Origin of the sequence: Ferrovibrio xuzhouensis (assembly GCF_042648965.1) — a bacterium.
GTDB classification, from domain to species: domain Bacteria; phylum Pseudomonadota; class Alphaproteobacteria; order Ferrovibrionales; family Ferrovibrionaceae; genus Ferrovibrio; species Ferrovibrio xuzhouensis.
This window is the reverse complement of record NZ_JBHRYJ010000003.1, coordinates 194,767-219,984: the sequence shown is the minus strand read 5'-3', so window position 1 is coordinate 219,984 and position 25,218 is coordinate 194,767. Positions and strand designations below refer to the sequence as shown.

Below are 25,218 nucleotides of genomic sequence, written 5' to 3'. Positions count from 1 at the left end.
TGGAAATAGCCGGTTGGAAATAGCCGGCTGGAAATAGCCAGCCGGGACCCGTCCGGCGCAATCAGTCGCGGCGGGCCAGCACCATGAAGCAGGGCACCGGCTGGCCCATTTCCTCGCGGCCCTGGGTATCGTCCCAGCGCACCACGCTGTAGCCGGCCTGCTGCAGGGCGGCGCGCACATAGGCGGCGTCATGCTGGTAGCGGCCGGTCGGGCCGAGGCGATAGCCCTCCGCCGGCCCGGGGACAGACCCGGCACCCGGCATGGCCTCGACGGTGAAGCCGAGCAGGCCGCCCGTCGCCGTCTTGCCGGCCAGCGCCGCAAAGGCGGCGTCGAGCGCGCCGAAATAGCAGAATACGTCGGCGGCGACGGCGAGGTTGTAGCGGTCCGGCGTGCCTGTGAGGAAGGCGCCAAGCTCGGCCTGTTGCAGATCATCATACAGGCCGCGGGCCTGGGCCTTCGCCAGCATGCCGCCGCTGAGGTCGACGCCGACCAGCCGGCGCGCCACCGGCTTCAGGTACGGCGCGCAGAGCCCGGTGCCGCAGCCGGCATCGAGAATGGCGAGATCGCGGCGGTCCGGCATCGCTTCCAGTGCCATGGCGCAGAGGCGTTCGGGGACCTGGTAGCCGAGACCGGCCAGCACTTCCTCGAACTGGCCGGCGAAGCGGTCGAAGGTTTCCCGTACATAGTCGTCGCCGGCCCGTTCGGGCGGCTGCTCGCCCAGCACCGCGGCGGCCATATGCTGGGCGGTGGCATTGTCGGGATAGGTCTGCCGCCACCATTGCGCCAGACCGCGCGCGGTGTCGGCCTTGCCCTCGCGCACCAGCCCGTAGAGCATCTCGCCCATGGTGTAATGCAGCATCACCTCGTCGGGCCAGGACTTCAGCGCCCGCACCGTGACTTCGGCGCCTTCGTCGAAGCGACCGGTGCGATACAGGCAGAGCGACAGGTTGCGCAGGGCATGGAGGTGCTCGGGCGCCAGCGCCAGTGCGCGGTGGCAGGCCGCCATCGCCTCGGCATAATCCTGCTGTTCGGCCAGCACGCCGGACAGATTGACGAAGGCATCGGCGAAGCGCGGTTCGATGGTGGTCGCCTGACGGTAGGCGGCAACCGCCTCGGCCGCCATCTTCTTGTCGCGGCAGGCATTGCCGAGGCTGAAATAGGCCTGGGCATAATTGGCATGCAGCGCGATCGCCTTCTGGAACTGCGCGATGGCGCCATCGATGTCGCCGGCCTGGCGCAGGCCGACACCGAGGTTGAAGTTCAACAGCGCATCGCCCGGCTGGTGGACGAGGCCGTTGCGATAGACTTCGATCGCCTGGCTGACGCGGTCGATGCGCAGGTAGGTGTTGCCGAGATGCACATAGCCGTCCGAGGCATCGGGGGCGGCCTGGATGACGCGCTTGTAGGCCTTGGCGGCGGCGCGCAGATCACCGAGCCGGGTGCGGACCTGGCCGAGGCCGAACCAGGGCTCGGGGCGGTTCGGAAACTGGCGGACCAGATCCTCCAGCATCTGCACGGCGGCCTGGCCGTTGCCCTGGTCGAGCAGGGCGAAGGCCACCTGCACCGGGTCCTTGCTGACACCGGCCTGCTGCAGCAGCGCATCGCTCAGGGGATTCGTCATCATACCGTTCCTGTCAGTCGCCCATTCTATCACTCACGGGGGCGTGACCGTATCGCCGCGCGGTGCAGCCAGATTACGGGAATCAGGCTGACCGCCACAATGATCACGGAGCCCGTCGAGGCCTCGGCGAGTCGCTCATCACTGGCCAGTTGGTAGACCCGGACGGCCAGCGTGTCAAAATCGAAGGGCCGGACGATCAGGGTGGCCGGCAGTTCCTTCAGTACCTCGACGAAAACCAGCATCGCCGCCGTCAGCAGGCTGCCGCGCAGCATCGGCACATGCACCCGGCGGATCACGCCGAAGGGCGTCTCGCCGAGCACCCGGGCGGCATGATCGAGGCTGCCGCGGATCCGCTGCAGCCCGCCATCCGTGGCATTGAAGGCCACGGCAAGGAAGCGCACCAGATAGGCATAGAACAGGGCGATCACGCTGCCGCTCAGCAGCAGGCCGCTCGAAATGCCGAAATGGGCCGTCAGCCAGCCGTCCAGCGCCTGATCGAAGGCGGCGAGCGGCAGCAGGACGCCGATGGCGATCACCGAACCGGGTACGGCGTAGCCCATGGTGGCGAGCTGGATCAGCCAGCCCATGGCCGGTCGCCGCACCAGCCGTTCGGCATAGGCCAGTGCCAGCGCGACGACGACCAGCAGCGCCATGGCGCCGCCGGCCAGCCAGAAGCTGTTGCCGGTATAGCCGGCCAGCCGCATGAACCCCGACGGATCGCCGTCGCGCAGTGCCAGCCACAGCAGCCAGCCCGCCGGCGCGACGAAGCCGGCCAGCACCGGCAGGGCGCAGGCGAGCATGGCGAGCATGGCCGGCAGCGGCGCCAGCGGCTTCGGTGCCAGCGGCCGCTGGCGCGCCGAGGTATGGTGGAAGCGGCGCGCCCGCCGGCTGGCCCTCTCCAGCATCACGGCGGCCAGCACGAAGACCAGCAGCACGGCGGCAAGCTGGGCGGCGGCGACGGCGTCGCCCATGCCGAACCAGGTGCGGTAGATCGCGGTGGTGAAGGTCGGCACGCCGAAATAGCTGACGGCGCCGAATTCGGCCAGCGTCTCCATCAGCACCAGCGCCAGACCGCCGGCGATCATCGGCCGCGCCAGCGGCAGGGCGATGCGGCGGAAGCGGCGCCAGGGCCCCAGCCCCAAGGTGCGGCCGACCTCGAGCACGCAGACCGACTGGTCGATGAAGGCGGCGCGCGCCAGCATGAAGACATAGGGAAAGAAGGCGAAGGTCAGCAGGAAGATGGCGCCGCCGAGCGAGAGGACGTCGGGGAACCAGTAATCGCCGCGCTGCCAGCCGAACAGCCCGCGCAGGCCAGCCTGTACCGGCCCGGCGAACTGCAGCAGGTCGCCGTAGACGAAGGCCGTCACGTAGCTCGGCATCGCCAGCGGCAGGAACAATGCCCAGGACAGCCAGCGGCGGCCGGGGAATTCCGTCATGGTGACGAGCCAGGCACAGCCGGTGCCGATCACCAGCGTGCCGGCGCCGACGCCGGCCATCAGCATGGCGGTATTGGCGATCATCTCGGGCAATACCGTGGCGATCAGATGCTGCCAGACGCCGGCGGCCGGCCGGAACAGGTTCACGAGGATGGCAAGGACCGGGGCGCCGATCGCCAGCGACAGCAGCACGGCAAAGCCGGTCCACAGCAGGCGCTGGTGGTTGCGGCTGGCGGCTGCGGTCGATGACGGTGCCGGCGAAGGCGGAAAAGCGGGATGATCGTTTACGGCCATGGCTGCCTGCGGGATACCGGCCCTGCTTAACGTATTTGCAAGCGAGTCGCAAATCCCGCCGGTGGCATGCCCGGGATGTGACCGTTGCCCGGCAAGACTGGATTGCCGCCGGCGCCCGGCTTTCTCTATGCTGGGGAGGGCAGGAGAGACAGGAATGACGCAGGCATTGCCGGGCGAACAGGCGCACAAGCCGACAATGGCGCAGTTGCGCTATCTTCATCGTGGCCTGCGCCAGCCCGGTGGCAAGTTGCCGCTGTTCGACGAGCATGGCCAGCAGATCAGCCCGCAGACCATCCAGTCCTGTATCCGCGCCGGCTGGGCCGAACCCTGGTTCGAGAACCCGATCAAGCCGGAGTGGCTGGTCTGCAAGCTGACCCCGGCCGGCCGTGCGCTCCTGGACATCCCCGTGTAGAAATTCCGTGTAGCAGAGTATCCGATGACCCGTTGTCCCGTGCATTACCGACCGCTGCTGGCGGCCGGTCTCGTTTCCGCCTTCGCGCTGGCTTGGCCCGGTGTGTCGCAGGCGACGCCCGGCGACCAGTTTTCCCAGCCGATCGAACGGCCGCAGACGCCGCTGCCCGATCTGGATGCCGTGCGCCAGCGCGCCGGCGCCGGCGACCGCGAGGCGCAGTTCCAGCTCGGGCTGGCCAATCAGCTTGGCATCGGCCTGCCGCGCAATCTGGTGCTGGCGCGCGACTGGTTCGGCAAGGCGGCGGCGCAGGACCAGCCGCGCGCCATGGCGGCGCTGGGTTTCATGCTGCTGATCGGGCAGGGCGGGCCGGTCGATCTGGACCAGGCGGAGCGCCTGCTGCGCCGGGCCGGGGACCTCGGCGAGCCGACCGCCTATGCCAATCTTGCCGAACTGCTGCTGGCCCGCGAGGGTGGCGGCAGCACGGCGGATGACCGGGCTGCGGCCGAGGCCATGCTGGAAAAGGCCGTCGCCGCCGGCGCCATCAATGCCAGCTACCGGCTCGGCCGCCTGCTGTTCGAGGGCACGGTGTTCAGGCAGGACCGGACGCGCGGCCGCCAATTGCTCGAAAAGGCCGCCGCCGCCGGCAATCCCTACGCGCAGACCTATCTTGCCGACCTCTATGCGCTGGGCACCATCCTGAAACCTGACCCCAGGCAGGCTTTCGCCCTGGCACAGGCCGCCGCCAAGGCTGGCCTGGCCGAAGGCGTCAACGAGCTCGCCGTGCTGTACTGGAGCGGCATCGGTACGGCCAAGGACGTGCCACGGGCGGCGACCCTGTTCGACGAGGCCGGCAAGCTCGGCGACCCGAACGGCTGGTACAATCTGGCGCTGATGCACCAGCAGGGCGTTCTCGGCCGGCCCGACCTGACGGCGGCCCGCCGGTTCGCGGGCCAGGCGGCCGAGGCCGGCCTGCCCGTGGCCAGCGCCCTGTATGGCCAGATGCTGCAGCAGGGCACCGGCGGCCCGGCCGATCCGGCCGGCGCGGTGCCGTTCCTGCGCCAGGCCGCCGCGGCCGGCGTTGCCAACGCCCAGAATTTCCTGGCGCTGGCGCTGTTCAACGGCGAGGGCGTGCCGGCCGACAAGGCCGCCGCCATGACCTGGTGGGAAAAGGCGGTGGCGCAGAAACACGGCCCGGCCACCAACAACTTCGTGCTGCATCTGGCAGCCGGTGACGGTGGCCGTCCGGCCGATCCGGCCCGGGCCCGCAAGCTGCTGACCGCCATGGCCGAGAGCGGCTATGCCGGGTCGCAGTTTCGGCTCGGTGTCTGGTACGAGCAGGCCTGGTTCGGCACGCCGCGCAACCTCGATACGGCCGAGGCGTGGTATCGCCGGGCCGCCGAGGCCGGCCATGCCGGGGCAGCCTACAAGTACGCCAGCTATCTCGAAGCCGGCCGGCCCGGCATGCCACCCGATGCGGCCAAGGCGCTGCAGTGGTACCGGACGGCCGCCGAACGCGGCAGTGCGCCGGCGCAGTTCGAGACGGCCCGGATGCTGTTCAACGGCGAAGGGGCGCCGGCCGACCAGGCGGCGGCTCTGACATGGCTGCGGCGGTCGGCCGGGCAGGGCTTTCCGCAGGCGCTGTTCGTGATGGGCGACCTGCTCTATCGCGGGGACGGCATGGCGGCCGATCCGGCTGCCGCTTGGGCCTATCTGCGGCTGGCCGAACAGGCCGGGTTTGCCGAGGCGGCCGGTAACCGGCAGGTGGTCGAAGGACAGCTCGACCCGGCGGCCCGCCAGCGCGCCATACAGGTATTGAAGACCGTGGTGGCGGCATTCCATCGGGAGGAAAAAGACGAATGACAACGATGATCATCGCGGCCCTGATCTGGGTGCTGCTGCATGTCGTGGTGGCCGGTCCGCTGCGCCCGGCGCTGGTCGGACGGCTCGGGCTGCCGGCCTACCGGGGGTTGTTCTCGGTGCTCAGCGCGGTCTGCCTGGGCGGGCTGATCTGGGCTTACCAGTCGGCCCCCTACATGGAATTCTGGCCCTCCGCCGGCTGGGTCTCGGCCGTGCCGGTGGTCGTCATGCCGGTCGCCCTGCTGCTGCTGGTCGGTGGCCTGCGGCCGACCAACCCGACCCTTGCCGGGCCGGACATGGTGCTGAAGGGTGAACTGCCGGTCACCGGCTTCACCAGGATCACCCGGCATCCGATGCTCTGGGCGTTCGTGCTCTGGGCGGCCTCACACATGATCGCCAACGGGGATGCCGCCACCCTGCTGCTGGCCGGCGCTGTGCTGGTGACCGCGCTGAACGGGATGGTTTCCATAGACCGCAAGCGTGCCGCCGAATTCGGCGAGGCATGGCAGAGGTTTAAAGGTAAAACCTCGATCATTCCGTTTGCCGCGGCGGCGGCCGGACGCATCCGGCTGCGGTTCAGCGATATCGGCTGGCTTAATATTCTTGCTGCAGCAGCGCTTTACGCGATTATACTGTGGGCGCATGCCAGCCTGTTCGGCGTGCCAGCCTATCACCCAGCATAGCTCAAAATGAAGTTTATGTTTCACGTATTTTTCTAATAAAATCATGATATTAATCAGTATATATAACCTTATTTCGAGGATCTGATGGCGCGCCGTGCCGGCGGACGTTTCGTGGCCTGGTTCCGTCCCGACCGGCAGGCCGGCAGCGGTGGGCTGCAGGCCCAGCTTTACGGGGCGATCAGGCGCGCCGTGCTGGCGGGCGAGCTGGTCCCCGGCGAACGCCTGCCGTCGAGCCGCAGCCTGGCTGCCGACCTCGGGCTGGGGCGCAATACGGTCACCGCCGCCTGCGACCGGCTGGTCGCCGAGGGCTATCTGGAGGGCCGCCGCGGCGCCGGCCTGTTCGTCGCCGCCGACCTGCCGGCGGATGGCGTGTCAGGCCTGCCGGCCCGGGCCGCCGGCCCGGCCGGTCAGCCTCGCGTAAAAGTAGAGTCGCCGCCGGCGCCTTTGCCGCTGACTCCCGGGGTGCCGGCGCTCGGCGACTTCCCGCTGGAGACCTGGCGGCGGCTGACCGGGCAGGTGCTGCGGCGGCAGGGCAGCGCCCTGCTGGGCTTCGGCAGCCCGGCCGGCCTGCCGGCCCTGCGCCATGCCCTGGCCGAATACCTGACGGCCACCCGGGGGCTGGTCTGCGGGGCCGAACAGATCGTCGTGGTCTCCGGCGCCCAGCAGGCTCTCGACCTGGCCGGCCGGCTGCTGCTGCGGCCGGGCGATGGCGTGGTGATGGAGGATCCCGGTTATCCGGCGGCACGGGCCGCGTTCACCGCATTGGGCGCCCGGCTGCAGCCGCTGGCGGTCGACGGGCAGGGGCTCGATCCGGCGCAGCTGGCGGCCCTGTCGCCGGCGCCCCGGCTGGCGATGCTGACGCCGTCGCACCAGTTCCCGCTCGGCATGACCCTGCCGCTGGCCCGCCGGCTCGCGCTGCTGCAGCTGGCCCGCGACCGCGACCTCTATCTGGTCGAGGATGATTACGACTGCGAATACCGCTATGCCGGTCCGCCGCTGCAGGCCCTGCAGGGCCTCGATGGCGACGGCCGGGTGCTCTATGTCGGCACCTTCAGCAAGGTGCTGTTTCCCGGCCTGCGGCTTGGCTATCTGGTGCTGCCGCCCGGCCTGGTCGGCCGCCTGCTGGCCCTGAAGCGGGTCGCCGACGGCTTCGCGCCGCTGATGTCGCAGGCGGTGCTGGCGGCCTTCATCACCGAGGGCCATCTCGCCCAGCATGTCCGCCGCATGCGCATGCTGTACCGGCGCCGGCGGGCCGTCCTGCAGGACGCGCTGCAGCAGCAGGCCGCCGGCCTGCTGGCGCCGCGGTCCTCCGAGGCAGGCTTGCATCTGGTGGCGGATTTCACCGACGGGCGCGACGACGCCGCCGCGGCGGCACAGGCCGCCGCCGCCGGTCTCGGCGTCACGCCGCTGTCGCGCTATGCCATCGATTGCCGGCTCAGCGGCCTGCTGATCGGGTTCGCCGGCGACCGCGAGGCGGCGATCCCGGCCGCGGTTCAGCGCCTGGTCAACGCCCTCAGATAGGCCGGCAGCGGCGTGCCCGGCGCGAGCAGGGGATCGGCTTCCGGGGTGCCGTAGCCCTGCGCCAGCGGCAGGACGCCGGCCCAGACCGGCAGGGTCATGTCCTCTTCATCGTCCTTCGGCGGGCCGCGGCGGATTTTCGCCGAGGCCTCGTCGAGCGGCATGCGCAGCACCATGGTGCCCTTGGCCTCCTGTTTGTTCGGTGCGCGGATTTCGGCCCAGCGGCCGGGCGCCAGATGCTCGGTGAAGGTCCGCAGCGCGGCGATCTTGGCCGTATCATCCAGTTTTTCGAAGCGGCCAAAGGCCACCACCGACCGGTAGTTCATCGAATGGTGGAAGGCCGAGCGGGCCAGCACCAGGCCGTCCAGCAGGGTGACGGTGACGCAGGCGGGTAGGCCCCCGGCCAGGGCCAGGGCCATGCGGCTCTTGGTCGAGCCGTGGATATACAGATGCTCGCCCTCGCGCCAGCAAGCGGTCGGGATCACCACCGGCTGGCCGTCCTGGATGAAGCCGACATGGCAGAGCCATGCCGCATCGAGGATGGCGTGGATGGTGTCGGCGTCGTAATGGCCGCGGTCGGGCACGCGCTTGACCCGGCTGCGCCGGCTGGCCGGGGTGGCGGTTGTCTTGCTTTGCGGGGATGGCAATGTGGACATGGGACCTCCTGTGCCGCCCGGATAGGCGATTTCAGGTCCCTGAATAAGCGCCAGAACTGTGCAAAGTGATGGAGCCAGATAGGCAGGGCCCATCGGTTTACCTGCCGCAAGCCCCGTGCTACAGGCGTTTCTCCAACACGTATCGGAGCATGGGGACGGTGGACAGCCTGCTGATGCTGGTCAAGGGGGCCTTGGCGGGCTTTGTGATTGCCGCCCCGGTCGGCCCGGTGGGTGTGCTGTGCATCCAGCGGACCCTGCATGAGGGCCGTCTCAGCGGCCTGACCTCGGGTCTTGGCGCCGCCTTCGCCGATGCCTTCTACGGCTGCATCGCCGCTTTCGGTCTCAGTCTGGTGTCGCACTGGCTGGAGTCCCATGAGCTGATCTTCCGGCTCGGCGGCGGCCTGTTCCTGCTGTTCATGGCCTCGCGCATGCTGCGGGTGGCATTGCAGCCCACGCCGGAGACCATCATGCCGGTGCTGCGCCACGAGAGCCTGCCCGGCCATTTCATGTCGACCTTCCTGCTGACCGCGACCAATCCGATCACCATCGTCGCCTTTCTCGGCATCTTCGCGTTTTTCGGTATTGGCGCCTTCGGCCTGTCGAATGCCATGGCGGCCTGGCTGGTCGCCGGCGTCTTTGCCGGCTCGTCGATCTGGTGGCTGTCGCTGGCGGGGCTGGCCGGGGCCTATCGCCATCGCCTCGGCAATGGCGGCCTGCGCTGGATCAATGGGGTTTCCGGCGTGCTGATCCTGGCCTTCGGGCTGTATGGCATCGGCAGCGTGCTTTGGGCCTGGAGTGGATTGTGACTGGGAGTGGATTATGACGGACCAGCGGATGGCTTTGCCGCCCATCGAACTGACCCCGAAAGACCTGTCGTCCTGGCGCACCGGCAATCGCGGTGTCGATTACGTCCACACCTTCGATTCCGGCCGCCCGGGACCGCATGTGATCGTCAATGCGCTGACCCACGGCAACGAGTTCTGCGGCATGATCGCCGTGACCCATCTGCTGGAACAGGGCATCCGCCCGCTGCGCGGCAAGCTGACCCTGTCGTTTGCCAATGTCGAAGCCTACCAGCGGTTCGATGCGGCGACGCCGTTTGATTCGCGTTTCGTCGAGCGTGACTTCAACCGCCTGTGGGATGCCGCCACCCTGGACGGGCCGGACCAGACCGCCGACGCGCGGCGGGCCCGGGCCCTGCGTCCTATCTATGCCGAGGCGGATGCCCTGCTGGACATCCACTCGACCACCTATGCCGTGCCGCCGATGCTGATCCACGAACCGTTGGACAAGATGCAGCCGCTGGCGCGGCATCTGCATTCGCCGCTGCATCATGTGCTGCTGGCCGGCGTCAAGCATCCGGGCCGGCCGCTGATCCAGTATGGTGCCTTCAGCGATCCGCAGGCCACACCGGTGGCGCTGGTGGTGGAATGCGGCCAGCATTTCGCCGCGTCCAGTGGCGCACTGGCGGTTGGCGTGACCATGCGGTTCCTCGATTTCTTCGGCATGATTCCGCGCGATCTTGCAGCGCAGCATCCGGCAGATCCGGGGATGCCGAAGCGGTATGAGGTGACGGACGTCCTGGTGGCGAAAACCGACTGCTTCCGGTTTGCCCAGCCGTTCCTCGGCTTCGAGGACGTGGCGGCCGATACGCTGATTGCAACCGACGGCGATGCGGAAATTCGCGCGCCGGCCGGCGGTTGCACCATCATCATGCCGGCGCGCCAGCCCACGAAAGGGCGCGACGTCGTGTCTCTGGCACGGCGTCTGCAGTAATCGCCTATACCGGGATAACTGCCGGCGGATTTCGCCATTGAACTGCCTGCATGGCGGGCAGCACGGCACTTTTTTTGGCATGATGATTTTTGCGACAAGTTCTAGACGCGCCGTGCGGCCGCAGCCTATGATCCGCCCCTGATGCGGCGTGTCCGGGGGACGCAACTGCATTATCCGGCTCGCAAAATCACGAGCCATCTGATCGTTCGGGAGAAGGATAAGGGGACGATGAAACGAAGCAGTTTCTTGAAGGCGACGCTGATTGCCGCGGTCGCTACGGTCGCATTGCTCGGCGCGCAGCCGGGCTCGGCCAAGACATTTACCTGGGCGAATGACGGTGACGTCAGTTCGATGGATCCTTATGCCCGCCAGGAAACCTTCCTGCTCAGCTTCATGGCGAATGTCTACGAGCCGCTGGCCCGTCGCGATCGCAACCTGAAGCTCGAGCCGGCGCTGGCCACGAAGTGGACCCAGGTCAATCCGACCCTGTGGCGCTTTGACCTGCGCAAAAACGTGAAGTTCCAGGGTGGCGAGCCGTTCACTGCCGATGACGTGCTGTTCTCCTTCGAGCGCGCCCGCGGCAAGGGCTCGAACGTCGGCAGCAACTTCACCTCGGTCGGCGAAATCCGCAAAGTCGACGACTTCACCGTCGAAGTCGCGACCAAGTATCCCGACCCGCTGGTGGTCGATAAGCTGGCGCAGATCGGCATCATGTCGAAGAGCTGGGCGGAGAAGAACAACGCCGTCAATTGCGCCGACATGACCAAGAACGAAGAGAACTATGCCACGCGCAATGCGAATGGCACGGGTCCCTTCAAGATCACCGACCGCGAGCCCGACGTGAAGACCGTCCTCGAAGCCTACAAGGGCTGGTGGGACAAGCCGGAGCACAATGTCGACAAGGTCATCTTCCAGCGCATCGCCAACGACGCCACCCGCGTCGCCGCGCTGCTGTCGGGCGAGATCGACATGATCTACACGGTCCCGCCGCAGGACACGGACCGCATTGCCAAGAGCAAGGGGCTGCGCGTTCTCGAAGGGCCGGAGACCCGCGTGGTGTTCCTCGGCTTCAACCAGCAGTCGACTGAACTGCCGGAGTCGAACGTCAAGGGCAAGAACCCGTTCAAGGACAAGCGCGTGCGCGAGGCCTTCTACCGGGCGATCGACGTCGAGGCGATCAAGCGCACCGTGATGCGTGGCCAGTCCAAGCCGACCGCGCTGATGATCGGCCAGGGCCTGAACGGCTACGACAAGGCCATGGACGTCCGGCCGAAGTACGACCCGGCTCTGTCGAAGAAGCTGCTGGCCGAGGCCGGCTATCCGAACGGCTTCGAGACCGGCATGGACTGCCCGAACGACCGCTACGTCAAGGACGCGGCGATCTGCCAGGCTGCCGTGTCGATGCTGGCCAAGATCGGCATCAAGGTCGACCTGCTGGCGCAGACCCGTTCGAAGTACTTCGCCAAGATCCTGCGCACCCAGTCGGATCTGGCCAAGCCGCCGAACACCAGCTTCTACATGCTGGGCTGGTCGCCGGGCGCGACCTATGACGTGCATAACGTCTTCGAGTCGATCATCGAGACCCCGGACCCGAAGTCCGGCAAGGGCCAGTACAACTCGGGTGGCTATTCGAACGCGAAGTTCGACGAGCTGACCGACAAGATCGGCCAGGAGACCGACGTTGCGAAGCGTACCGCGATGATCAAGGAAGCCACCAAGATCTACATGGACGACTACGCCTACATCCCGCTGCACCAGCAGGTTCTGGTCTGGGCCGCGAAGGACAACGTCGACCTGTTCCAGCCGGCCGACAACTACTTCCCCCTGCGTTACGTCAAGGTGAAGTAAGTCAGCCCTGTGCATAACGGACGGCCCGGACCGCAGGTCCGGGCCGTACCCGTTCAGGACCACGCCCCATGATTGCTTTCATTGCACGACGCATCATCCAGGCCGCACTCGTGATGCTGGCTGTTGCGTTCATCGCCTTCTCCATGTTCAGTTTTGTCGGCGATCCGGTCCGGAATATCGTCAGCCAGGACGCGACCCTTGAGCAGATCAAGGAGGTTCGCAAAAACCTCGGCCTCGACGATCCGATGCCGGTGCGCTTCGGCCGTTTCGTTGTCAATGCCGTGCAGGGCAACTTCGGCCTCAGCTACCGCACCACGGAACCGGTCGGCAAGATGATCGCCCAGCGCCTGCCGGCCACGCTTGAGCTCAGCATCGTCGCCGCCATCTTCGCGCTGGTTGCCGGCATACCGATGGGTGTCTTTGCCGGCCTGTATCCGCAAAGCTGGCTCAGCCGCCTGATGATGACGGTCTCGCTGATCGGCGTGTCGCTGCCGACCTTCCTGATCGGCATCCTGCTCATCTACATTTTCGCCGTGCTGCTCGGCTGGCTGCCATCCTTCGGCCGCGGCGAGGTGGTGCGGCTCGGCTTCTGGTCGACCGGCCTGCTCACCATCGACGGCCTGAAAGCCCTGATCCTGCCGGCGATCACGCTCGGCCTGTTCCAGCTCACCCTGATCATGCGCCTGGTGCGTGCCGAGATGCTGGAGGTGCTGCGTGCCGACTATATCAAGTTCGCCCGCGCCCGCGGCCTGTCCAACCGCGCGGTGCATTTCGGCCATGCGCTGAAGAACACCCTGGTGCCGGTGATCACCATCACCGGCCTGCAGCTCGGCTCGATCATCGCCTTCGCCATCATCACCGAGACGGTGTTCTCGTGGCCCGGCGTCGGCCTGCTGTTCCTGCAGTCGGTGCTGTATGCCGATATCCCGGTGATGGCCAGCTATCTCGTGCTGATCGGCCTCGTGTTCGTTGTTATCAACCTGATCGTCGACCTGCTGTATTTCGTGGTGGATCCGCGCCTGCGCATGCAGTCCGGCCGGGCGGGGGGGCGCTGATGTCCGGTCTTGCTGCAACCTGGAACCGCATCGCGGACAGCGATTTGTTCTACAGCTTCACCCGCTCCAAGCTGGTGATGCTGTCGGCGCTGATCACGGTGATCTTCTTTGCCGCCGCCTATGGCGCGCCGCTGTTCGCACCGCATAATCCCTTCGACCTCGCCTCGCTGAACCTGTCGGACGGCTTCAAGCCGCCGTTCTGGGAGGAGGGCGGCGACCTGACCTTCCTGTTCGGTACCGACGACCAGGGCCGCGACATCCTGTCGACCATCATGTATGGCGCGCGCACCTCGCTCAGCGTCGGCTTCCTGGCCGTCATCTTCGCCATGGTGCTCGGGATCGGGCTCGGCCTGATCGCCGGTTATCTCGGCGGCGCGGTCGATTCCTTCATCATGCGCGTTGCCGACGTGCAGCTGTCTTTCCCGGCGATCCTGATCGCGATGCTGGTCGACGGTGTCACCCGCAGCGTGCTGGGCTCCGACAAGCACAGCGAGGCGGCGCTGACCGTGCTGATCGTCTCGATCGGATTGAGTTACTGGGTGCAGTATGCCCGCACGGTGCGCGGCTCGGTGCTGGTCGAGAAGAACAAGGAATATGTGCAGGCTGCCCGGGTGATCGGCCTGCCGGGGCCGCTGATCGCGATCCGCCATGTGCTGCCCAACGTGATGGGGCCGGTGCTGGTGATCGCCACGATCAACCTGGCGCTCGCGGTGATCACCGAGGCGACGCTCAGCTTCCTCGGTGTCGGCCTGCCGCCGACCCAGCCGTCGCTGGGCACCCTGATCAACACCGGCCAGCAGTTCCTGCTGTCGGGCGAATGGTGGATCACCATCTTCCCCGGCGGCGCCCTGGCCATCCTGGTGCTGTCGGTCAACCTGCTGGGTGACTGGCTGCGCGATGCGCTCAATCCCAAGCTCCGGTAATCGCATGACCAGTCCGAAGCTGCTTGAAGTCCGCAACCTGCGCGTCGAGTTCCCGACCCGGCGCGGCACCCTGGTCGCCGTCGACGACGTCTCGCTGGAGATTTCCGCCGGCGAGGTGCTCGGCGTGGTGGGCGAGTCCGGTGCCGGCAAGTCGATGACCGGCGCCGCCATCATCGGCCTGCTGGAACCGCCAGGGCGCATCGCCGCCGGCGAGATCCTGCTCGAAGGCAAGCGCATCGACAACCTGCCCTATGCGCAGATGCGCCGTATCCGCGGCCGCCAGATCGGTGCGATCTTCCAGGATCCGCTGACCAGTCTCAATCCGCTCTACCGGGTCAGCGACCAGCTGGTCGAGACCATCCTGACCCATCTGCCGATGAGCCAGGCCGATGCCCGCAAGCGCGCCGTGCAGCTGCTGGCCGATGTCGGCATCCCGTCGCCGGAAGAGCGCGTCAACCATTATCCGCACCAGTTCTCCGGCGGCATGCGCCAGCGTGTGGTGATCGCGCTCGCGCTGGCCGCCGAGCCGAAGCTGATCATCGCCGACGAGCCGACCACCGCACTCGACGTGTCGATCCAGGCCCAGATCATCCAGCTGCTGAAACGGCTGTGCCGCGAACATGGTACGGCGGTGATGCTGGTGACCCACGACATGGGCGTGATCGCCGAGACCGCCGATCGCGTCGCCGTCATGTATGCCGGCCGCATCGCCGAGATCGGGCCGGTGCAGGATGTCATCAAGCATCCGCATCACCCCTATACCTCGGGGCTGATGGGGGCGATTCCCAGCATGGCGCACAAGACCGAGCGGCTGACCCAGATCGATGGCGCGATGCCGCGCCTGAATGCGATACCGAAGGGCTGCGCCTTCAATCCGCGCTGCCCGAAGGTATTCGACCGCTGCTATGTCGACCGTCCGGAGCCGATGCCGGCGGGCAACAGCCAGGTCGCCTGCTGGCTGGTGAAGGAGGGCGCCCATGTCTGAGGCCGGCCAGAAGAAAGTCACCGTGCCGATGCTGGAAGTCACCGGCCTGAAGCGGACCTTCGACGTGTCGGCCCCGTGGCTGAATCGTGTGCTGGAGGGGCGGCCGCGCAGCATCGTGCGCGCGGTCGACGGGGTGAACTTCAGCATCAACAAGGGCGAGACCTTCAGCCTGGTCGGCGAATCCGGCTGCGGCAAGTCGACGGTCGCCCGTCTGATCGTCGGGCTCTATGAACCCAGCGCAGGGTCGGTCAATTTCGAGGGCTATGAAGTCGGCCCGCTGACCGAGCGCAAGAAGCATCGCGACATCCAGGCGCGCATGCAGATGATCTTCCAGGACCCTTATGCCTCGCTGAATCCGCGCTGGCGGGTCGGCGACATCATCGCCGAACCGATCCGCTTCAACGGCAAGATCAAGGGCAAGGCCGAGATCGAGGCCCGCGTCGGCGCCTTGCTCGCCCAAGTCGGCCTGTCACCGCTGGACGCGAAAAAATATCCGCATGAATTCTCCGGTGGCCAGCGGCAGCGCATCTCGATCGCGCGCGCGCTCGCCGGCGAGCCGGAGTTCCTGGTCTGCGACGAGCCGACCTCGGCGCTCGATGTCTCGGTGCAGGCGCAGATCCTCAACCTGATGAAGGACCTGCAGCGCAAGCTGGGTCTGACCTACCTGTTCATCAGCCACAACCTCGCCGTAGTCTATCACGTCTCCGACAAGGTCGGCGTGATGTATCTCGGCCGGCTGGTCGAATGGGCGGATACCGAAAGCCTGTTCGCTTCGCCCAAGCACCCCTACACGCGCATGCTGCTGGATGCGATCCCGGATCTCGATATGACCGGCCGGGCGCGGACGCCGGTGGCCGGCGAGGTGCCGAGCCCGCTCAATCCGCCGTCGGGCTGCAGCTTCCATCCGCGCTGCCCGCTGGCCAACGAGCGCTGCAAGCGCGAAGAGCCGAAGGCGCTGCCGACCGATGGGGGGGCTGCGGCCTGCCACGCGGTGGAAGAGGGGCGTCTGCCGCCGTGGAAGGCGCAAGTCGCGGCCTGAGACAGGCTTTTCGCCGGGCTGTCATCATCCGGGTTGATCTTGTATCGACCCGATTCTCTCCTTACACTTATGCATGACAGGGCTTGCCGGCCATCCGTCCGTATCGGGCGGATCGGCCCGGCAGCGTGACCCGGCAGCGTGAAAGGTCCGGACACCGAAAACAGTCGACGCCAGGAAGAACGATGCCGATAACGGCAGGCACGACCGCCCGGGGGATAACGGCGGCGAGCCATAACGCAGGAGGCCAGGCGATGAGTTACCGCGACATCATGGTGCATCTGACGCTCGATCCGCGTAACGCGGAACGGACACGGTTTGCAATCGGTCTTGCCCGGCGCTTCAACGCCAGGGTCAGCGGTCTCTATACCGTACCGCCGCCGAACGTGCCCTATTACATGGGCGAGTACATCCCCACCGAACTGATCCAGAAGCAGATGGATGAAGCACAGAAAGCCTCGGTCGCGGCGCGCGAGGCCTTTCTCGCCACCTGCAGCGACGCCGGCATCGAGCATCGCTGGCTGGCCAGCGACCTCGCGCCGGTGGAGGCCCTGCGGGTGATGTCGCGCGCCAGCGACCTGGTGATCGTCGGCCAGCCCGATCCGAGTCCGGCCGATCCGGCGACCATTCCCTATGGCACCGATGTGCTGCCGCAGGAACTGGCGCTGCAGGCGGGACGGCCGGTGATGACGCTGCCGCATACCGGCCCGATGGCCGAGGCCGGCCGCCGCATCCTGGTGGCCTGGAACGGCAAGCGCGAGGCCGCCCGTGCGGTACATGATGCGCTGCCGCTGCTGCGCGGCGCCGAGACCGTGCATCTGGTGACGGTGGCGCCCGAGAAGAAGGGGCGCACGCCGATGGCCGAAATCGTCGAGCTGCTGGAACGCCATGGCGTCAAGCTCGAGGGCGCGATCGTCGATGGCGGCGCCCAGAAGGTCGGCGCCGCCCTGCTGTCGGAAGCCAAGGCGCGCAATGCCGACCTGATGGTGATGGGCGCCTTCGGCCATTCGCGGCTGCGCGAGATGGTGTTCGGCGGCGTCACCGAGACGGTGCTGGGCAGCCTCGACCTGCCGGTTCTGCTGAGCAACTGAACCGCGACTGCGCGCCATTTGACGCAGGTCAATGCCGGACCTCCCGGCATGGTGACCATATTCATGCCACGATCTGCTGGCCCGATTGGAGGGCTTCGATCGAACAGGAAAGGCATGAGAACCGCCATGACCTACAAAGATATTCTTGTCCATCTCACCGAAGACCCCCGCAATGTCGCGCGCACCGATGCGGCGCTGGATCTTGCCCGGCGCTTCGGCGCGCATCTGACCGCTCTTTATACCCTGCCGCCGCCGCAGCAGCTTTATTACATGGGCGAATACATTCCGGCCGAGCTGTTCCAGCGTCAGATCGACGATGCGAAGAAAAAGGCCGCTGCGGCGCGCACGGCCTTTGAGGCCGCCGCCGCGAAGCAGGGCGTGCCCAGTGACTGGATCGAGAGCGACCGCCTGCCGGCCGACGCGGCCGCGCATTTCGGCCGCGCCTTCGACCTGATCGTGGTCGGCCAGCCCGATCCGGAGCCGAAAGATCCGTTGGCAGTTCCGCCGGGGGTTGACGTTCTGCCGCACGAGCTGGCCATCCGCGCCGGCCGGCCGATCCTGACCATCCCTTATGCCGGCAAGGCGGGCACCCCCGGCCAGCGCGTGATGGTGGCCTGGAACGGCAGCAAGGAAGCGTCGCGTGCCGTCCATGACGCGATGCCGTTTCTGACGGCCGCGAAGCAGGTGGTGGTCTTCGGCGTCGATCCGGCCAAGGCCCGCGGCACGCCGGGCGCCGAACTCGCCCGCCATCTGGCCCGCCATGATGTGAAGGTGGAAGCCGCACATACGGTTGCCGACGATATCGAGATCGGCGAGGCCCTGCTGTCGGCCACCGCGGATCGCGGCATCGACCTGCTGGTGATGGGTGCCTACGGCCATGCCCGCCTGCGCGAGATGGTGTTCGGTGGCGTCACCGAGACGATCATGCGCAGCATGACCTGCCCCGTCCTGTTCAGTAACTGAGGGCGGCCGCCGCGATGGGATACCGTGACCTGATGCTGCACCTGAGCGGCGGCGATGACGGCAGCACGGCGGAGCGCATCCGTTATGGCGCGGCGCTGGCCGCCCATGGCGGTGCGCATCTGACCGGGCTGTTCACCCGCTTGCCCTTGCCGCTGGCCTCGCATTACGTGCCGCCGGCACTGATCGCCGGACATCGGGCTGAAGTCGACCGGGCCGCGGCCGTCGCGCGGCAGCTGTTCGAGGACAGCCTGCGGCGCCATGGGATCGCCGGCGAATGGATCGAGGCCGAGGGCAGTGCGCTGGACAGCATCCAGCTTTACGGCCGCAGCACGGATCTGGTCATCCTGGGCCAGCCGGTGGCCGCGAAGGCCGATCCGGTGGTTGGACCCGATCACGGCGTCGGGCAACTGACGCAGGATCTGGTCTTTGCGCTTGGCCGTCCGGTGATCCGGCTGCCGCAGGGCGCGGCACCGGTGCAGCGCTTTGGCCGCCTGCTGATCGGCTGGAACGGCAAGAAGGAGGCGACGCGAGCGGTGCATGATGCATTGCCGCTGCTGCGGCTTGCCGACGCGGTGATCGTCGCCTGTGTCGGTACGGCGGGCCTGAAGACCACGCCGGGCAGCGAACTGGCGCGGCATCTGGCACGCCATGACGTTGCCGTCGATCTGGTGGTCTCGCCGGAGCGCGACGGCCGGGCGGGCCCGGAGCTGCTCCAGCTGGCCGCACAGCATGACGCCGACCTGGTTGTCATGGGCGCCTATGGCTACATGCGCTGGCGCGAGCGGATTTTTGGCGGCGCGACCGAGGCCGTGCTCAGGCAGGCCCGCATCCCGGTGCTATTCAGCCATTGATTCCGCTGCCGGCGGCGGTCCGGCCACGACGATCCGGTTGCGGCCGTCTTTCTTGGCACGATAGAGCGCAACGTCGGCGGCACGGGTAAGCCCGGACCAGCTTTCGTCATCACCGGCCAGTGCTGCAGCGCCGATGCTGACGGTCAGGCGCAGCGGCTGTCCATCGACATCGACGGACAGGTTTTCCACGGCTGTCCGGATGCGTTCGGCCAGGCGGGCGGCGCCCTCCTGGTCGGTATCCGGCAGCAGGATGCAGAATTCCTCGCCGCCGGTACGGCCGAGCAGATCCTCGCGCCGCAGGCCGGCCTGCGCCGTTTCGGCAAAGCGGCGCAGCGCCTCGTCGCCGGCGTGATGGCCGTAGCGGTCATTGATCGCCTTGAAATGGTCGAGGTCGAGCAGCAGCAGGGCGAGGGGACGCCGATGCCGCCGGCTGCGGGCAATTTCACGCTCCACGGCTTCTTCGAGCACATGGCGCCGCAAAGCGCCGGTCAGCTGGTCGCGCTGGGCGGTCTCGCGCAGGCGGGCCTGCAGCTTCTGGTTCACCAGCAGCACGGCGGCGAAGACCAGCGCCACCGAGAGTATCGTCAGGATCAGGAATATCCAGCCGGCGATCGGCATGCGGTCGATGGGCCTTGGCTCGGTGCCGGTCCGGATGACGGCGGTCAGCAGCAACAGGTTTCCCGCCGCCTGCAGGCTCATGACGCTGCCGCCGAACAGCTGCGAGAAGCGGGTTTCCGGCAGCACCCGGCGCAATGTGCTGTGTGCCCGCAGGACGGCGAACAGCGACAGCAGGGACAGCAGCAGGATCAGGCGGCTGCGGGTATCCGGCTCGACAAGACTGAAATAAACAAGACCGGCAGCAGCACCGGACAGCAGCAGCAGGCCGGACCGGTAATATGGCCGGCGGCCGAAAAACAGCTCAAGTCCCCACCAGGTCAGCACGTAGCCGGTGACAATGGCGATGTTGGCGGCCGTCACTGACAGCGCCGGCGGCAGGATACCGCGCAGATAGATGGCAATGACGCCGGCGGAAATGGCAACGGCGCCGATGGCCCAGTGACCGATGCCCCTGATATCGCGGTGAACGGCCCACAGGACGCCGAGGATACCGCACTCAAGAATCACCATCAGTACGGCGACAAGGTTGACAGTCGGAAAATCAATCAGCATGGGCCGCTTGGCGAGGTGGAACCCGATAATGCGTCGGCCCGACGGGCCGGGCAACGGTTGGGGGCCGGCTATTTGCCCGTCCGGCCGGGATGCACTATTTTATCGTCCGGAGTCCGATCATGCTTCTTTCCGCTGCCGACAGCCTGCTGCTCGTCGTCGATATCCAGGATCGCCTGCTGCCTGTCATGATGGACGGCGACCGGGTGGTGCAGAACACCGTCCGCCTGCTGCAGGCGGCACAGGCGCTCGACGTCCCGATTCTGCTGACCGAGCAGTACCCCCAGGGCCTCGGCGCCACGGTGGCGCCGGTGCGCGCGGCGGCGGGCGATGCGCCGGTCCTGGCCAAGCGCGATTTCTCGGCCTATGCCGATCCGGCCGTTCGCGCCCATATCGCCGACAGCGACCGGCGGCATGTGGTCATCGCCGGAATCGAGGCACATGTCTGCGTGCTGCAGACCGCCCTGCAGCTCGCGGCCGCCCGCTATCACGTGGTGGTGGTGGCCGATGCCACCTCGTCGCGCCATGCCGACAGCGTGGCCGTGGCGCAGCAGCGCATGGCAGTGGCCGGCGTGACGCTGGTGACCACGGAAATGTGCCTGTTCGAATGGCTCGGCACGGCGGCGCATCCCGCCTTCAAGGCCGTCACTTCCCTGATCAAGTAAAACAAAGGACTGCCGTATGCGCCAGCCGCTGGTTTTTGTTCCCGGGCTGCTGTTGACCGATGATTTCTGGCGCGAACAGGTCGCGCGCCTGTCGGGGGATGCCCAGTGCATTGTGCCGTCGGGGCAGTACCACATGGATAGCGTGGTTGACATGGCGCGGGCCGTGCTGGCCGAGGCGCCGGACCGCTTCGCCCTCTGCGGCCTGTCGATGGGCGGCTATATCTGTCACGAAATCATGCGCCAGGCGCCGGAGCGGGTGATCCGGCTGGCGCTGCTGGACACCTCGGCGCGACCCGATAGTCCGGAGCAGACCAGGACGCGCAGCGGCTTTCTGCAACTGGCGAAGACCGGCCGTTTCAAGGGCATCACGCCGCAGCTCATTCCCTATCTGCTGCATCCGGACAACCAGCAGGACAAGGCGCTGGTTGACCGGCTGATGGCGATGGCGGAAGAGATCGGCCGCGACGGCTATCTGCAGCAGCAGACCGCAATCATGGGCCGACCGGACAGCCGGCCGTTCCTGCCGGGCTACAGGCTGCCGACCCTGGTGCTGTGCGGCCGGGTCGACAAGCTGACGCCGGTCGAGGTGCATGAGGAGATGGCGGCCCTGATTCCAGGTGCCGAACTGACCATCATCGAGGCGGCCGGCCACCTGCCGCCGATGGAAACCCCGGATCAGGTGGCGGAAGCCCTGCGTCGCTGGCTGACCCGCTGAAACGCTGTCGGCGGTGCTGGAACAGCATCATGCGGGTGCCGCCGGCCACCAGCAGCAGGTGGATGGCCGGCACCAGATAGGCGCCCTCGCCGAGCGGACCCTCGGTGAAGCCGCCGCCGGACAGCAGGCCGAGAAAGGCGAGCAGGCTGCGTATTACGGCAATGGCTGCTGCGATGCCGAAGACCGTGGCCAGAAAGGCCTGGCTGTGGAACAGCGCGTCCCGCATGTCGTGCAGCAGGATAAAGCAGGTGGCGCCGGTGAAGAGGGCGACGGCAAGCGAGTTGATGCCGACGCGCATGCCGGGCTGTGGTGCTGCCAGTGTGAACCAGACCAGCGCCACGATATAGACCGACAGGACGGCGATGGTCGGCCACCATAGTGGCGGCCGCCGGAGAAAACGCGCATAGCCGATCAGCAGCAGCATGTAGGACAGCACAAAAGCCGCACTGCCGATCAGCGCCACCACCGGATCATGCTGTGGCGGACGGACCACCATTACGACGGTGCTGGCCATCGTCAGCATATAGGCCGGTGCCCAGAATTGCGGGCCTTGTCCTTCGGGATGCTTCACGACCAAGGTCAGCATCGCCGTCGTGCCGCACAGCATGATGACGATTGCCAGCGCCGCCACCAGGGAAAAGCCGTCGGGGCCGGCTTCCATCATGGCATCGCCGTTCCGTGCCGGCTCAGACGTCGATGTCGGTGGCGAAGGCAGCGCGTTCCTGGATGAACTGGAATCGCAGCTCTGCCTTGCGGCCCATCAGCCGTTCGACCAGATCGTCGGCTTCGCGCACCTCGTCGACCGGAACCTGCACGCGCAGCAGCGTGCGGTTCTTCGGGCTCATGGTGGTTTCTTTCAGCTGGGCCGGCGGCATCTCGCCAAGGCCCTTGAAGCGGCTGATCTCGACCTTGCGACCCTTGAACTCGGTGGCGATCAGGCTGTCCTTGTCGGCATCGTCCATCGCATAGGCGGTTTTGCCGCCGGCGCTGATGCGGTAGAGCGGCGGCTGCGCCAGATAGAGATGGCCATGCTCGATCAGCTTCGGCATCTCGCGGAAGAAGAACGTCATCAGCAGCGAGGCGATATGGGCGCCGTCGACATCGGCATCGGTCATGATGATGACCTTGTCGTAGCGCAGGTCCTCGGCACGATACTTGCTGCCGAGGCCGCAGCCGAGCGCCTGCACCAGGTCGCTGAGTTCCTGGTTGGCGGCAAGCTTGCCCGAGCCGGCCGAGGCGACGTTGAGGATCTTGCCGCGCAAGGGCAGCACCGCCTGGATACGGCGGTCGCGCGCCTGCTTGGCCGAGCCGCCGGCGCTGTCGCCCTCGACGATGAAGATCTCCGAGCCGTTGGCAGCCTCGTCGGCGCAGTCGGCCAGCTTGCCGGGCAGGCGCAGCTTGCGGGTCGCCGACTTGCGGCTGACGTCCTTTTCCGCGCGGCGGCGCAGGCGGTCTTCCGCACGCTCGATGATATGGGCGAGCAGGGTATTGGCCTGCTGCGGTGCGCCGGCCAGCCAGTGATCGAAATGATCCTTGATTGCCTGTTCGACCAGCTTCTGCGCCTCGACGGTGACCAGCCTGTCCTTGGTCTGGCCCTGGAACTGCGGGTCCTTGATGAACACCGACAGCATCGCCGCGCCGCCGCCGACAATATCGTCTGCAGTGATCTGCGAGGCCTTCTTGGTGTTGGTCAGCTCGGCATAATCCTTGAAGCCGCGCAGCAGGGCGGTGCGGAAGCCGGCCTCGTGGGTACCGCCTTCCGGCGTGGTTACCGTGTTGCAGTAAGAGTTGAGCCAGCCCTCGTCGATCTCCTGCGGCCAGTGGATCGCCCATTCGACCTGGCCGCGTTCGCCGCCAAGCTGGGCACGACCGGCGAAGGGCACCGGCGTCACCGTGCTCTGGCCTTCGAGCTGGGCCGAAAGATAGTCCTGCAGGCCGCCGGGGAAATGCAGCACAGCCTCGGTCGGCGTCTCGTCGCCGGCGGGGATCAGTTCGGCGGCGCAGGACCAGTGGATCTTCACGCCCGGATAGAGATAGGCCTTCGAGCGCGCCATCTTGAACAGCCGGGCGGCACGGAAATGCGCACCCTTGCCGAAGATCTGCTCGTCGGGGTGGAAGACCACCGTGGTGCCGCGGCGGTTCGGCGTCGCGCCGACCTTTTCCAGCTTGGACTGCGGCGTGCCGCGCGAATAATGCTGGCGCCACAGTTCGCGGTCGCGAGCAACCTCGACCACCAGCCGGTCGGACAGCGCGTTGACCACCGAAATGCCGACGCCGTGCAGGCCGCCGGCGGTGGAATAGACCTTGGAGGAAAACTTGCCGCCGGAGTGCAGCGTGGTGAGGATCACCTCCAGCGCCGACTTGTCCTTGAATTTCGGATGCCGGTCGATCGGGATGCCGCGGCCGTTGTCCATGACCCGCAGGCTGCCATCGGCCTGAAACTCGACCTCGATACGGTCGGCATGGCCGGCCACGGCCTCGTCCATGGAATTATCGAGCACCTCGGCAAACAAATGGTGCAGGGCACGTTCGTCGGTGCCGCCGATATACATGCCGGGGCGGCGGCGGACCGGCTCGAGGCCTTCGAGAACCTCGATGTCCTTGGCGGTGTAATCGGACCCTGCCTTGGTCCCGGACTGGAACAAGTCGTTCATTCTGCTCACGGAATCGGATTAAGGGGTGACGGATTTGGTGGCCACAGTATACTGTGGCGGGGTTTCTGGAAACAACCAACATATGGTACCAAGATGACTGTTCCCGACACCGTCGGCGGTGGCGCCATGCTGTCCCCGGCGGAGCGTGGCGAGCCGGTGATCCGCTCGGCACCGATGCCCGCCGACATGAACGGTAACGGCGACATTTTCGGCGGCTGGGTGCTCAGCCAGATGGATATCGCCGGCGGCATTATCGCCGCGCGCCGCGCCCAGGGTCGCGTGGTCACCGTGGCGGTCGACGCGATGACCTTCCACCAGCCGATCAAGGTCGGCGACATCGTCTCGATCTACGGCCGGGTGATTCGGGTCGGCCGCAGTTCGATGGCGGTGAAGATGGAGACCATCGTGGCGCGCCGGCTCGACCCCACCGAGATCAAGGTCACCGAAGGCGTCTACACCTACGTGGCGATCGACGAACACGGCCGGCCGCGGCCGGTGCCGCAGGGATAGAGGGCGGCATGGCGGACGGCACCGAACATCGCGGCGAAGGGCATTGGGCGGCCGACGAGATCGTCGCGCCGGCGTTGCTGGCCCTGAAGGCCGTCTATGACGAGGTGCGCGGCAACGCGCTGCTCGCCGCCTATTCGGCCTTGCCGCCGGTCGAGACCCTGCCGGGGCTGGCCGATCTCGCCATGGTGGAGGTCGATGCCGACCGCCGCTTTCCCTACCAGGCGATGGGCGAGGGCTATCGCCGCACGGCGGCGATCGGGGGCAGCGGCCTGCAGCCGGGGCCGGACGGCCGTACCTTTGAGACCCGGCCGGTGATCCGCCAGCATTTCGGCCTGGCGCTCAGCGAGGCGCGGCCGTTCCATGTCAGCGTCACCCGCTGGGACGGGCCGAAGATCCTGCAGTTCGATCGCCTCATCCTGCCGCTCGACGATGGCCGCGGCGAGATCACCCACCTGCTGGTGGGCGAGGTCTTCCTGCGCGTCGCCAAGGATGCCTGATTCTA

Annotated in this window: 24 protein-coding genes; 18 read left to right on the top strand and 6 right to left on the bottom strand. The window is 67.0% G+C overall.

Annotation, left to right across the window (positions count from 1 at the left end):
* Positions 1-61 precede the first annotated feature (61 nt).
* Positions 62-1,621, bottom strand: a complete 1,560-nt coding sequence (locus ACFOOQ_RS14770) for a tetratricopeptide repeat protein (RefSeq protein ID WP_379728019.1) — start codon at positions 1,619-1,621, stop codon at positions 62-64.
* Positions 1,622-1,650: 29 nt separating this feature from the next.
* The gene (locus ACFOOQ_RS14765) at positions 1,651-3,351 is read right to left on the bottom strand and encodes an ABC transporter permease (protein ID WP_379728017.1); all 1,701 of its coding nucleotides are present in this window, start codon (positions 3,349-3,351) and stop codon (positions 1,651-1,653) included.
* Between the two features lie 154 nt (positions 3,352-3,505).
* On the opposite strand from ACFOOQ_RS14765, the gene ACFOOQ_RS14760 reads away from it, so the two are divergent.
* The 4 genes from ACFOOQ_RS14760 to pdxR all read left to right on the top strand — a co-directional run bounded on the left by ACFOOQ_RS14760 (position 3,506) and on the right by pdxR (position 7,824).
* The gene (locus ACFOOQ_RS14760; RefSeq protein ID WP_379728015.1) at positions 3,506-3,763 is read left to right on the top strand and encodes a hypothetical protein; all 258 of its coding nucleotides are present in this window, start codon (positions 3,506-3,508) and stop codon (positions 3,761-3,763) included.
* Between the two features lie 24 nt (positions 3,764-3,787).
* On the top strand, positions 3,788-5,623 hold the full coding sequence (locus ACFOOQ_RS14755) for a tetratricopeptide repeat protein (RefSeq protein WP_379728013.1): 1,836 nt from the start codon (positions 3,788-3,790) through the stop codon (positions 5,621-5,623).
* A complete protein-coding gene (locus ACFOOQ_RS14750; protein WP_379728011.1) occupies positions 5,620-6,303 on the top strand; it encodes an NnrU family protein in 684 nt (227 codons plus the stop codon). Before ACFOOQ_RS14755 ends, ACFOOQ_RS14750 begins: the two co-directional genes overlap by 4 nt.
* An 84-nt stretch (positions 6,304-6,387) precedes the next feature.
* Positions 6,388-7,824 carry a MocR-like pyridoxine biosynthesis transcription factor PdxR gene (pdxR, locus tag ACFOOQ_RS14745; RefSeq protein WP_379728009.1) on the top strand — a complete coding sequence of 479 codons (1,437 nt, stop codon included), beginning with the start codon at positions 6,388-6,390 and terminating at the stop codon, positions 7,822-7,824.
* Here the strand turns inward: pdxR and ACFOOQ_RS14740 are convergent.
* Positions 7,797-8,477: a pyridoxamine 5'-phosphate oxidase family protein gene (locus ACFOOQ_RS14740; RefSeq protein ID WP_379728007.1), complete on the bottom strand. Its 681-nt coding sequence runs from the start codon at positions 8,475-8,477 to the stop codon at positions 7,797-7,799. The genes pdxR and ACFOOQ_RS14740 overlap by 28 nt on opposite strands.
* A 158-nt stretch (positions 8,478-8,635) precedes the next feature.
* Here ACFOOQ_RS14740 and ACFOOQ_RS14735 point away from each other — a divergent pair, with 158 nt between their 5' ends.
* The 10 genes from ACFOOQ_RS14735 to ACFOOQ_RS14690 all read left to right on the top strand — a co-directional run bounded on the left by ACFOOQ_RS14735 (position 8,636) and on the right by ACFOOQ_RS14690 (position 19,005).
* The gene (locus tag ACFOOQ_RS14735) at positions 8,636-9,283 is read left to right on the top strand and encodes a LysE family translocator (RefSeq protein ID WP_379728005.1); all 648 of its coding nucleotides are present in this window, start codon (positions 8,636-8,638) and stop codon (positions 9,281-9,283) included.
* 13 nt (positions 9,284-9,296) lie between these two features.
* Complete coding sequence (locus tag ACFOOQ_RS14730) at positions 9,297-10,253, top strand: succinylglutamate desuccinylase/aspartoacylase domain-containing protein (RefSeq protein ID WP_379728003.1); 957 nt, start codon at positions 9,297-9,299, stop codon at positions 10,251-10,253.
* A gap of 228 nt (positions 10,254-10,481) precedes the next feature.
* Complete coding sequence (locus ACFOOQ_RS14725) at positions 10,482-12,101, top strand: ABC transporter substrate-binding protein (protein WP_379728001.1); 1,620 nt, start codon at positions 10,482-10,484, stop codon at positions 12,099-12,101.
* A 68-nt stretch (positions 12,102-12,169) separates the two neighbouring features.
* Positions 12,170-13,156 (top strand): ABC transporter permease, encoded by a 987-nt coding sequence (locus ACFOOQ_RS14720; protein WP_379727999.1) that lies wholly within the window; start codon positions 12,170-12,172, stop codon positions 13,154-13,156.
* Positions 13,156-14,079 carry an ABC transporter permease gene (locus tag ACFOOQ_RS14715; RefSeq protein ID WP_379727997.1) on the top strand — a complete coding sequence of 308 codons (924 nt, stop codon included), beginning with the start codon at positions 13,156-13,158 and terminating at the stop codon, positions 14,077-14,079. Before ACFOOQ_RS14720 ends, ACFOOQ_RS14715 begins: the two co-directional genes overlap by 1 nt.
* 4 nt (positions 14,080-14,083) lie before the next feature.
* Positions 14,084-15,064, top strand: a complete 981-nt coding sequence (locus tag ACFOOQ_RS14710; RefSeq protein WP_379727995.1) for an ABC transporter ATP-binding protein — start codon at positions 14,084-14,086, stop codon at positions 15,062-15,064.
* Complete coding sequence (locus tag ACFOOQ_RS14705; protein WP_379727993.1) at positions 15,057-16,103, top strand: ABC transporter ATP-binding protein; 1,047 nt, start codon at positions 15,057-15,059, stop codon at positions 16,101-16,103. Before ACFOOQ_RS14710 ends, ACFOOQ_RS14705 begins: the two co-directional genes overlap by 8 nt.
* Positions 16,104-16,354: 251 nt before the next feature.
* Positions 16,355-17,191, top strand: a complete 837-nt coding sequence (locus ACFOOQ_RS14700) for a universal stress protein (protein WP_379727991.1) — start codon at positions 16,355-16,357, stop codon at positions 17,189-17,191.
* Between the two features lie 126 nt (positions 17,192-17,317).
* Positions 17,318-18,154 carry a universal stress protein gene (locus ACFOOQ_RS14695; protein ID WP_379727989.1) on the top strand — a complete coding sequence of 279 codons (837 nt, stop codon included), beginning with the start codon at positions 17,318-17,320 and terminating at the stop codon, positions 18,152-18,154.
* A gap of 32 nt (positions 18,155-18,186) precedes the next feature.
* Complete coding sequence (locus ACFOOQ_RS14690) at positions 18,187-19,005, top strand: universal stress protein (protein ID WP_379727987.1); 819 nt, start codon at positions 18,187-18,189, stop codon at positions 19,003-19,005.
* On the opposite strand, the gene ACFOOQ_RS14685 is transcribed toward ACFOOQ_RS14690, so the two are convergent.
* Positions 18,991-20,175 (bottom strand): GGDEF domain-containing protein, encoded by a 1,185-nt coding sequence (locus tag ACFOOQ_RS14685; protein ID WP_379727985.1) that lies wholly within the window; start codon positions 20,173-20,175, stop codon positions 18,991-18,993. The two genes, ACFOOQ_RS14690 and ACFOOQ_RS14685, sit on opposite strands and share 15 nt — an antisense overlap.
* Positions 20,176-20,294: 119 nt before the next feature.
* On the opposite strand from ACFOOQ_RS14685, the gene ACFOOQ_RS14680 reads away from it, so the two are divergent.
* Both ACFOOQ_RS14680 and ACFOOQ_RS14675 read left to right on the top strand, forming a co-directional pair.
* The gene (locus ACFOOQ_RS14680) at positions 20,295-20,837 is read left to right on the top strand and encodes a hydrolase (protein ID WP_379727983.1); all 543 of its coding nucleotides are present in this window, start codon (positions 20,295-20,297) and stop codon (positions 20,835-20,837) included.
* Between the two features lie 16 nt (positions 20,838-20,853).
* Positions 20,854-21,552, top strand: coding sequence for an alpha/beta fold hydrolase (locus tag ACFOOQ_RS14675; RefSeq protein WP_379727981.1), 699 nt, complete (start codon positions 20,854-20,856; stop codon positions 21,550-21,552).
* Here ACFOOQ_RS14675 and ACFOOQ_RS14670 read toward each other — a convergent pair.
* On the bottom strand, positions 21,470-22,216 hold the full coding sequence (locus tag ACFOOQ_RS14670; RefSeq protein ID WP_379727979.1) for a hypothetical protein: 747 nt from the start codon (positions 22,214-22,216) through the stop codon (positions 21,470-21,472). The genes ACFOOQ_RS14675 and ACFOOQ_RS14670 overlap by 83 nt on opposite strands.
* A 22-nt stretch (positions 22,217-22,238) precedes the next feature.
* Positions 22,239-24,206, bottom strand: coding sequence for a DNA topoisomerase IV subunit B (gene parE / locus ACFOOQ_RS14665; protein ID WP_379727977.1), 1,968 nt, complete (start codon positions 24,204-24,206; stop codon positions 22,239-22,241).
* A 93-nt stretch (positions 24,207-24,299) separates the two neighbouring features.
* On the opposite strand from parE, the gene ACFOOQ_RS14660 reads away from it, so the two are divergent.
* Positions 24,300-24,716: an acyl-CoA thioesterase gene (locus tag ACFOOQ_RS14660; protein ID WP_379727975.1), complete on the top strand. Its 417-nt coding sequence runs from the start codon at positions 24,300-24,302 to the stop codon at positions 24,714-24,716.
* A gap of 8 nt (positions 24,717-24,724) precedes the next feature.
* A complete protein-coding gene (locus ACFOOQ_RS14655; protein ID WP_379727973.1) occupies positions 24,725-25,213 on the top strand; it encodes a hypothetical protein in 489 nt (162 codons plus the stop codon).
* The last annotated feature ends 5 nt before the right edge of the window (positions 25,214-25,218 follow it).

Excerpts from the sequence above, each read along its gene's own strand:
- ACFOOQ_RS14755 (WP_379728013.1), top strand. The coding sequence starts at position 3,788 with ATGACCCGTTGTCCCGTGCATTACCGACCGCTGCTGGCGGCCGGTCTC.
- ACFOOQ_RS14760 (WP_379728015.1), top strand. The coding sequence starts at position 3,506 with ATGACGCAGGCATTGCCGGGCGAACAGGCGCACAAGCCGACAATGGCG.
- ACFOOQ_RS14770 (WP_379728019.1), bottom strand. The coding sequence starts at position 1,621 with ATGACGAATCCCCTGAGCGATGCGCTGCTGCAGCAGGCCGGTGTCAGC.
- ACFOOQ_RS14695 (WP_379727989.1), top strand. The coding sequence starts at position 17,318 with ATGACCTACAAAGATATTCTTGTCCATCTCACCGAAGACCCCCGCAAT.
- ACFOOQ_RS14685 (WP_379727985.1), bottom strand. The coding sequence starts at position 20,175 with ATGCTGATTGATTTTCCGACTGTCAACCTTGTCGCCGTACTGATGGTG.
- ACFOOQ_RS14660 (WP_379727975.1), top strand. The coding sequence starts at position 24,300 with ATGACTGTTCCCGACACCGTCGGCGGTGGCGCCATGCTGTCCCCGGCG.
- ACFOOQ_RS14655 (WP_379727973.1), top strand. The coding sequence starts at position 24,725 with ATGGCGGACGGCACCGAACATCGCGGCGAAGGGCATTGGGCGGCCGAC.
- ACFOOQ_RS14680 (WP_379727983.1), top strand. The coding sequence starts at position 20,295 with ATGCTTCTTTCCGCTGCCGACAGCCTGCTGCTCGTCGTCGATATCCAG.
- ACFOOQ_RS14715 (WP_379727997.1), top strand. The coding sequence starts at position 13,156 with ATGTCCGGTCTTGCTGCAACCTGGAACCGCATCGCGGACAGCGATTTG.
- parE (WP_379727977.1), bottom strand. The coding sequence starts at position 24,206 with ATGAACGACTTGTTCCAGTCCGGGACCAAGGCAGGGTCCGATTACACC.
- ACFOOQ_RS14670 (WP_379727979.1), bottom strand. The coding sequence starts at position 22,216 with ATGATGGAAGCCGGCCCCGACGGCTTTTCCCTGGTGGCGGCGCTGGCA.
- pdxR (WP_379728009.1), top strand. The coding sequence starts at position 6,388 with ATGGCGCGCCGTGCCGGCGGACGTTTCGTGGCCTGGTTCCGTCCCGAC.
- ACFOOQ_RS14725 (WP_379728001.1), top strand. The coding sequence starts at position 10,482 with ATGAAACGAAGCAGTTTCTTGAAGGCGACGCTGATTGCCGCGGTCGCT.
- ACFOOQ_RS14705 (WP_379727993.1), top strand. The coding sequence starts at position 15,057 with ATGTCTGAGGCCGGCCAGAAGAAAGTCACCGTGCCGATGCTGGAAGTC.
- ACFOOQ_RS14700 (WP_379727991.1), top strand. The coding sequence starts at position 16,355 with ATGAGTTACCGCGACATCATGGTGCATCTGACGCTCGATCCGCGTAAC.
- ACFOOQ_RS14710 (WP_379727995.1), top strand. The coding sequence starts at position 14,084 with ATGACCAGTCCGAAGCTGCTTGAAGTCCGCAACCTGCGCGTCGAGTTC.
- ACFOOQ_RS14740 (WP_379728007.1), bottom strand. The coding sequence starts at position 8,477 with ATGTCCACATTGCCATCCCCGCAAAGCAAGACAACCGCCACCCCGGCC.
- ACFOOQ_RS14690 (WP_379727987.1), top strand. The coding sequence starts at position 18,187 with ATGCTGCACCTGAGCGGCGGCGATGACGGCAGCACGGCGGAGCGCATC.
- ACFOOQ_RS14720 (WP_379727999.1), top strand. The coding sequence starts at position 12,170 with ATGATTGCTTTCATTGCACGACGCATCATCCAGGCCGCACTCGTGATG.
- ACFOOQ_RS14765 (WP_379728017.1), bottom strand. The coding sequence starts at position 3,351 with ATGGCCGTAAACGATCATCCCGCTTTTCCGCCTTCGCCGGCACCGTCA.
- ACFOOQ_RS14675 (WP_379727981.1), top strand. The coding sequence starts at position 20,854 with ATGCGCCAGCCGCTGGTTTTTGTTCCCGGGCTGCTGTTGACCGATGAT.
- ACFOOQ_RS14750 (WP_379728011.1), top strand. The coding sequence starts at position 5,620 with ATGACAACGATGATCATCGCGGCCCTGATCTGGGTGCTGCTGCATGTC.
- ACFOOQ_RS14730 (WP_379728003.1), top strand. The coding sequence starts at position 9,297 with ATGACGGACCAGCGGATGGCTTTGCCGCCCATCGAACTGACCCCGAAA.